Below are 7725 nucleotides of genomic sequence, written 5' to 3'. Positions count from 1 at the left end.
TCGCTCGGTGCGACGCAGGCGCAGGCGATCGCGGCGGGCGCACTGATCGGTCCGGCGCAGGTGGCGGCGCGCATTGTCGAAGCGAGCCTGCTGAAGCGTTTCCATCCGCTCTGGTCCGCGCGCCTGGCCTGCATCACGCACCCGTTGGGGGCCTGCGTCATCGGCCTGTTCGGCGGCGGCTTCGCGGGGGTGTTCGCGCTGTTGCACGGCGCGGGGAATGGAATCCTGACGATCGCGCGCGGCACGCTGCCGCTGGCGATATTCGGTCCGAAGGATTACGGCTACCGCCTGGGACTGCTCGGCGCGCCGTCGCGGCTGTCTCAAGCCCTCGCGCCCCTTATATTCGGATTCCTGATTCGACGCTCGGCGGCTATACGCTTGCGGTCACATCGGCTCTGAGCTTGGCTGCCCTCTTGGCATTGATCGCCCTCAAGCCGGACAGAGAGATTTCTACATGAACCGGTCAATCGCTTTGGCGAGTGACATTAATTCGGGAGCCTTCCTACGGAAACTGCGGACGGGGTGTTCGCCCGAACCCTCAGTCGACCTGGTGGCCAGGGGAGCCGTGATACTGGTCAAGTCGCCATTCCTCTATTGGAACGCCAGGACCTTGCAGCTGTTTTGTCTGGAAAGAGGGTCGGAACCGCGGATGTGGCAGACGAACTCAAATATTCGGCGCACCGATTAGTGGTCATCGAACAGCCTGGCGGCGGTTTCCTGGCGAGATAACCCCTTGGGGGTCAAACCGTCAGGACGAGACCTATCAGAGCACGCTGGAAGTGATTTCCGCAGCGAAGAGGTCCGTCGACAAACATCCTGAACGCAGGCGATAGAGCCCGTTCTGCGGCACACGACCGTCGCTTTGGACCGGCAATCACGCTTGCCGATGCGGCGGCGTTGGCGCGCCCATCCTAAAATGCAAGAGGCCGAAACCGGATGATGAACTAACGGCGCCCGCATCCGTAAATCCACGGAGTGGGGCTTAACGTTAAGCAGAGCAGTGTCGACCACGCCGACGTGGCATCGTGTAGTATCAGAGATATTTCATTTCAATTCGACAAAGCCATTTCAAAGCTCAGTGATTGAATCAATGATCGTGGAATTCGGTATCGTGAGCACAATCATGGGATCTGTGCTCGCCCTGTACGCAAGTCAGCATCGCTCGATCGTCTTGGAGACGTGCGCGGGCGCGTTGCTGATTGCCGGCCTTACTTGCGTTGGCGCGGGCCTCCCGCGTGTCTAACCCCATTGTTACACTCGCCCCGGAGTTGCGGTCGAATACCTATTCCCATCCGTATGCGATGGCAAACAACCTGCCGAATTCATTCATCTATTTTTAAAGGAGATAGCTTCGATATCTCGCTTTGATTTATTTCGCCTTTACCTGCGCAGCCGATGCTCAAACCAACCGCACCGAGTTAAAGCGCGCCGATTTGACCGGCACGAATATGGAGATTGTAGTCAGCGTCGTCGACGTACAGCCTGGAAACAATCTCATTCGCCACACGCACCATGGCGAGGAAGCCGTTTATGTTCTGGAGGGTGCAACGTTGGCACTACCTGAGGGCAAAGAGGTGCCATTTCCTACGGGAGCAGCGACGATCAACATTCGCGACGTTCCCCATGGTGGAGTCAAGGTGGCCGGCGACAAAACCCTGAAGATGTTGACGGTTCGTATCGTCGACAAAGGCAAACCCATGATGGAGCCCGTGAAATAGATGCGCTGAAGAAAAGAGACGGCCCCAGCGAGCGGGCACATGCTGGGGCCAGTGTGTAGCTGGGCGTCGCAGTGCCGGTAGCGTTGCGGCACCGAACAGGGCGACCAATGCGAGTGCTCGCGCTTCGTTCCTAAAAGAAACGGTCCGAGCGCCCGGGGGGACGCTGAGGCCGACATTCCAAGTGGATCGTCCAAGTGCTATTGGGCAGGGCAACACTTGGACCTCCCGGTAACCGGAATCCGCGTCTGCCGTTCCCGTTCAGAAAGAAACTGCCCAGCGAGGCTGAGCTGGGGGCCGCCCCCCTATTTGCAAACTTCCACGTTAGACGTAATGCCGGTATTCCCTGTTCGGACCGCCTCAAGGCGACAGCCCGGTTTGACCGGCCTACATCCTCCAGACGATGTGCATATCATTTGCCCGGTCGCCTGAGTTTCTTTTGGCTTCGCCTTTGCGCTCTGGGCACAGGCGCTTCCGGCCAAACGTCGTTAATAAGAAGAATCCAACCAATCCGGCAGCCAATACACTTCGCATAATGACTCTCCTGAAATTCTTCCGGGCTCGAATTCCTAGTATCGATCGGGACGCCCCCCGAAGGTTCCACCGTACCATTCACCGTTCCATGTGGCAGCAAGGATTGCCGGCCCGTAATCGTGGTCTTCCCGAGCTACCTCAACTTGACAACTGTCTAATTCCTCGCGTGGCACAATGCGCCCAGGAACGCGTTTGGCCGTCCAGTTGGCGTCCACACGTGGTGGTTACATGGAAATTAATGCACGCCTGATGCGAAGCCGTTTTCTCGTTCGGCAAGGAAGCATCGGCTGGATGGTCTACGACAGCGAACTCAAAGGGCCAGCTCAGATAAAGAAAGATGGCCCCTTTGCCGAGAATCTCACCAAAGAACAGGCTGAGATTCTAGCGAAGGTGCTGACGAACGAGCCAGCAGAGACTCGCAAAACCGGCTCCTGCGTGCGGAAGTCTGGCCCGATCTCGCCTTGCTCATAGTCGGACAGTGCGGCCTCAACGATCCAAGGGAAGCGCTTCATCCAGTCGTGCCGTCCTTGGTGATCAGCAGGACGCGGTCTCCGCGCTAGAGGCGCAGGCGGTAGCCGGCGGGCGACCACATTTCTGTCGGCAGGCAGAACTTGGGCACGGCCCGAAGACGGGTTACAAAGCCCGGGAATTCCGATTTGAGGACTTGGTCTCGAAGCGTTGCGATCGGCTGGGGCACCCACGTGGCCGGTTGAACACGGATCGCAGGGGCTCTGCAATTGTCGCGTCAATATCCATTCACATGCAGCCATTGGCTGAGGGCGATTCCCACCCTATCGCCGGCTGCTTTGGCACCCTGCGGGGCTGGGGCAGGCTCGACGACTGGCGCCGCAATCAAGCCGATCTGCCGGGCCGGCCCGAGGCCATCCGCCGGCCGGTCGAGATCGGGCTGAAGGTGTAGGTGTAGTCCCACTTGCGGCCGCCCCCCCCGTTGAGATTGTATCTGACCCGCAGAACAACCAGATTCGCCGCCCGATTTCCTGGAACCAGACCACAAGATTTTCGTTGACATAGCCAATAGTAAATCTGCTATAAAGTCATCTGAGCGCAAGGAGGATGTGCCTCTCGAGTTCGTCGGCTCATCGCTTGAAGATCTTTCCGCTTTTCCCCTTCCGTGCAAGAAGGAGATCGGTTTTGCGCTCCGCGCCGCCCAGAAGGGCGAAAAAGGAGAGAATGTAAAGCCGCTGAAAGGTTTTGGCGGAGCTAGCGTCCTTCAAATCAAGTCTAGTTTTGACGGAGATACGTTCCGGGCTGTCTACACGGTTCAGCTGAAAGGCGCCATATACGTACTCCACGCCTTTCAGAAGAAATCCACTAAAGGGAAAACGACATCCCAGAACGACAAGGACTTGATACGCACCCGGTTGAACGCGGCAATTGAGTTACACGCGGAGAAGGAAAATGAGCAAAGCAAGAAGCACAAAAGGCAGCGGTAATGTTTTCGCCGATATTGGCGTGCCGGATGCAGAGATGCATCTTGCCAAGGCCGACCTTGTCCTCGGCATTGCCGCGATCATTCGATCAAAAGGACTCACACAATCACAAGCCGCGAAGACGATCGGGATTGCGCAGCCCGATGTCTCTCGACTGATGCGTGGGAACTTCGACGGATTCTCCTATGAGCGTCTATTTAATCTACTCAACGCGCTGGGAGAGAACGTGCGTATCGTGGTTTCAGACGCCAAGCCTAGGACCAAGGCAAAACTTGAATTCGAATTTTCGTAACGTACAAAAGGGCCGCCATCGAGCGGCCCTTAGCATCATCGCGCCCTCCGTTACGCCGTCTCGAGGAGGCGGAAGGACGCGGCGGCGCCACCGTCCAGCCGGGCCGGCCGGTCGGTTTCGACCAGCTCACCGGTCAGCCCATCGTCCTCAGCGCCTTGAACGCGGCGCGGGATCGCGGAAGAGCGAAGAAGCCGGTTTTGTATTAGATTGCTTGGGCCATGCTCACTCCTTGGCTTGGGCTAGAGCCGAGCGGGTGTTCCAGCACTTGCTCGGCTTGTCTCTTTATGACGTGCCATCAAGCATAAATGACAGGAATCGAAGCGGGGGCGTCCTCCCGTACAAAGCGAGCCCGTTACCGGCTAATGATTCATATGCCCGCGAGATGTTGATAATTGGCGACGGCATCAGGAGGATCTGCCTGGCCGACCTGAGGCTATCCGCCGGCTGGTCGAGATCGGGCTTGCGGTGAAGACCAAATAACCTCTTGAACTCAGCGCAGGTTGCTGAAGACTGTCGCTCTTTGAGAAAAGTTGTTTTTAGGGCGATCAATATGAAAAAGTTCTTGGTTCTTGCTGCGGTGCTGTCCGTGGCGTTGGTAGCCTCATCGCCATGTTTAGCGAGAGCCGGCGGCGGCGGTCATTCCTATGGTGGTGGCGCAAGATCCGCCGCAACATTTCGAGCCACTCCTGTCATGCGCTCCGCACCAGGCTATCGGGCGCCGACGGCGCGGGTTTATGTACCCAGGCAGCAATACGCTCACCCGAGATACGTCCCGGCGATCTACGCTAGGTCGACAATGCATCGCCCAATCTCTGTGTCACGCAACCCAATCTACGCCAATCCGGTGCGTCGAGCTCCCGAACGGTTCGTAAGATTTCACGGTCGCATGATCGGCGTCCCTCCCCTGGCTGGACTAACGGCCCCTGCGATCGTGGACGTGCCCGATCTCGGCGAGGTGATTGTCCCGCTCGATATGTATATGACAGTTTACCCGCTCCTGATTTCGGATGATGAGAGCGACCGCGAACGCGCTATCACGCAACTCCGAGAGCGCGCTGAGCGCGACCCGGCCAGTCTCGTCCAACGCTCAGCGGCAGTCTCCACACCCCCAATGAACGACCCCTGCCCAAACTGCCAAGACGACAAGGTTGAGGTGCTTCATACCTGCCGACCGATCGGCGCGTGCGACATGTCCGAAAGTGTTGGTGAATAGCTCCAAGAATCCCACCTACCTCGTCCCCGAGCGTGGCTCAGATCGACGCGGATTGATCTTCTGAAATCTAAAGTACCCTAGACACGCCGGTTTTATTTGGACCAACCACCATATACGTCGGGGTGAATGGCTTTGGCGATTACATCGCATATGAATTGCGCGCCAAGGGTTAGTTGTGCGGGACAGCATTCGTCGTGACAATGCGGTTTACGTATTTGGAAGCGATTGGAAGGCCGCTTCTCACTTATCTGAAAAGCAAATCCTCGAGGCGTCTCTTCAAAAGGCGCGCTTCTTTGAGTCGGCGGGATGGAAGGAAAAGGTGAGAGCTATGATGATGTAAATTCTGCGCCCTGCCTCCAGGACCGTGTCGCAATCCCAGGAGGCCTAGCGGGCAATGAACGCCTCAATTTTCACCCGTCGGTCAAGCCGATCATTGCGCTGGCTCTGGAGACGCGGTTGGCTGACACATCGCATTTCGCGATGGACAAAATGAATTTTGATCAGCGATTTTGAGGGAGGAAATAATGCTTCGATCCTTGGTTTTGATTTTCTTCGACCTTACCTGCGCTGCGGACGCCCAGACAAACCACCAAGAAAGTTTTATCTCCTCGACCAGCGGCTCGGAAAAACGGCCGAGCGCCTGCGGATCAGAAGCTCGTGGCATCGCACCAGGTGCGGAGCGCGACAATCTTATTCGCCTAGCGCGATAGGCTGAAACTGCAGCACACATAAACGAAAGGCTGACTTCGCCCGGCCTAAAGCCCCCACCTGCCGGCACGTCGCGACTAAGTGGTGCCGATGATGAATACCGGCAGAGACGGCTGACGCCATGTAGGATTCCTCAACCAACGACCCCCGGCGCCGGAGGTTCATGGCGCCGAGGGCCGCTACTTCCGGCGGGCTTGGGGGCTTAGGACCGGGAGCTTTGAATCGATAGCCGGTGCTCCATTTCGTTCCAAGCGTATACTGTCTGAAGGCTGAATCTTTTCTCGCAACGACGAGATGGATCAATATTCGGGATCTTGTTAGTACCCTCTCGGCCGGAAGGTCGCGCCTGCAAGAGTTTCAAACGGGCGGCGCTGCTTTTGTCTTCGACCGCCTCAGTTTGTCGCCCGTTCAATCGCAATAAATGTCCGATCCGACGTTTGAGACGCCGTTTGAGATGCAAGGTTTGTAGCGCGACGACTGGCTCCCCCTAGCTTTCGTGCCATCCACCGGAACGGCCCATCGTGAAGACGCGCGTTTGACGGCGGGTAAAGGCGTGCTAGTTAGCGGCGTCTCGAACAGCCCCTCACCGAGAAGCTCAACACCTCCGCGTAACATGGCCGACCGGGACGAAACTCAGCGCCTCGGAGGCGCGTTCAGCGCGCTGTGACCCGCTGCTTTTAATTCATCTATTGAGAGTCGCCCGTTGGCCGCGGCTTCGAGGATCTTGGAAGCGACGTGCGTCCTGGCGCCGATTTCAAAGACGGAAATATTCTCGCAAACTTCGTCTAGCACTGCCCTTAGCAGCGCAGTCGTTTCGGCGTCGAACATGCGTTTCCCTCCAATTGGAGATTGATGCTGAACGCCGCCGAGCGGAGTATATTCGCTCGGCGGCACCCGCCACGCATTCCAGTCTGGATCCTGAAATTCCAGCTCGGCGAGATTGGCACTTTTCTGCCAAGGCTTTGTGACACGCGCGTGATCCGGGCCCTCCAGTCAATCCTCGACATCGGCAATTCGCCTGAGAAACGATGGTGATGACCAAACCAAATATGCCAGCAACAATCCTGGCCAGACCCGAACCGAACGCGCCGCCAACATCCCGGTCGGACAACGCGAACACGGCGACTTGAACCGCTAAACCGATCCCCAATGGAAGAGCAACGACGATCGCAAGGGATTTGAGAGGTCCGATCGCCAGTCTAAGGACCATCCTTTGCGCTTCCGAGGCCGTTTTCAATGCCCATAAAAAAGCTACGCCGTCGGGCTCGAAATATTGTGTCCCGGCGGCGCCCTGTCACTGGGCCCCTGAAATCCCCCAGCGCGTTACGATCTAGCAGTCATCGCGCCCTGCATCTGTGAAATGGTTCACAAATCGCACCCCGTAAAACCACGGGGCGCTGCCGCAGAAGTCTGCCTCACCGACATTGAATTGGCGGGGTTTGCTCTGCTACCGCGGGCGACTTGACACGCCGATGAGTATTGCGGCCACTGGAAGAGCAAAAGAAATGCTAAAAACAGAGCGCGAGCTGGCAATCAGTCCGGTCCAGCGCTTTTGCATCAAGGCAAAGTGAAATTTTCGAATTCGTCAGCCGCCGAATGGCAAAAGTCGGTCAGTTGACGAGCATTATTCCAGCTAGCCGAAAATCCGCGCATATCTGCCCAATTTTGCCGACTGCCACGGGCATCGCAATTTTTAAGACGGTCGGACCACCTCCTAAGCTTGCTGGCATCAGGGGACTGTTGCGGCGCGCGAGCGCGCGTGGTGCGCCATCTGATGCTCCCTGGGCCAGCAAGGGCATATGCAAAAAAAGC

8 protein-coding genes and 1 pseudogene are annotated in these 7725 nt (G+C 57.4%); 6 read left to right on the top strand and 3 right to left on the bottom strand.

All coding sequences use genetic code 11. The annotated features are described in order from the left end of the window. The 6 genes and pseudogenes from H8B02_RS42720 to H8B02_RS42695 form a co-directional block, all read left to right on the top strand. Positions 1–458, top strand: a pseudogene (locus tag H8B02_RS42720) (MFS transporter); the annotation flags it as partial. A gap of 906 nt (positions 459–1364) precedes the next feature. Continuing rightward, on the top strand, positions 1365–1718 hold the full coding sequence (locus H8B02_RS42715; RefSeq protein ID WP_229171734.1) for a cupin domain-containing protein: 354 nt from the start codon (positions 1365–1367) through the stop codon (positions 1716–1718). Between the two features lie 723 nt (positions 1719–2441). Then, on the top strand, positions 2442–2720 hold the full coding sequence (locus H8B02_RS42710; protein WP_229171733.1) for a hypothetical protein: 279 nt from the start codon (positions 2442–2444) through the stop codon (positions 2718–2720). A gap of 238 nt (positions 2721–2958) precedes the next feature. Then, positions 2959–3168, top strand: coding sequence for a hypothetical protein (locus H8B02_RS42705; RefSeq protein ID WP_229171732.1), 210 nt, complete (start codon positions 2959–2961; stop codon positions 3166–3168). A gap of 157 nt (positions 3169–3325) precedes the next feature. After that, on the top strand, positions 3326–3703 hold the full coding sequence (locus H8B02_RS42700) for a type II toxin-antitoxin system RelE/ParE family toxin (protein WP_229171730.1): 378 nt from the start codon (positions 3326–3328) through the stop codon (positions 3701–3703). Beyond that, entirely contained in the window at positions 3669–3992 is a 324-nt protein-coding gene (locus H8B02_RS42695; RefSeq protein ID WP_229171728.1) for a helix-turn-helix domain-containing protein, read from the top strand. Before H8B02_RS42700 ends, H8B02_RS42695 begins: the two co-directional genes overlap by 35 nt. A gap of 1643 nt (positions 3993–5635) precedes the next feature. On the opposite strand, the gene H8B02_RS42690 is transcribed toward H8B02_RS42695, so the two are convergent. The 3 genes from H8B02_RS42690 to H8B02_RS42680 form a co-directional block, all read right to left on the bottom strand. Continuing rightward, the gene (locus tag H8B02_RS42690; protein WP_229171726.1) at positions 5636–5893 is read right to left on the bottom strand and encodes a hypothetical protein; all 258 of its coding nucleotides are present in this window, start codon (positions 5891–5893) and stop codon (positions 5636–5638) included. A 653-nt stretch (positions 5894–6546) separates the two neighbouring features. Next, positions 6547–6741 carry a hypothetical protein gene (locus H8B02_RS42685; protein ID WP_229171725.1) on the bottom strand — a complete coding sequence of 65 codons (195 nt, stop codon included), beginning with the start codon at positions 6739–6741 and terminating at the stop codon, positions 6547–6549. A 782-nt stretch (positions 6742–7523) separates the two neighbouring features. Further along, a partial coding sequence (locus tag H8B02_RS42680) for a hypothetical protein (protein WP_229171723.1) occupies positions 7524–7725 on the bottom strand: 202 nt, incomplete at its 5' end.

This window comes from Bradyrhizobium altum (assembly GCF_020889705.1).
In the GTDB taxonomy this organism is placed as follows: Bacteria; Pseudomonadota; Alphaproteobacteria; order Rhizobiales; family Xanthobacteraceae; genus Bradyrhizobium; species Bradyrhizobium altum.
The sequence above is the reverse complement of the archived record's forward strand: the minus strand, read 5'-3'. Positions and strand labels throughout refer to the sequence as shown.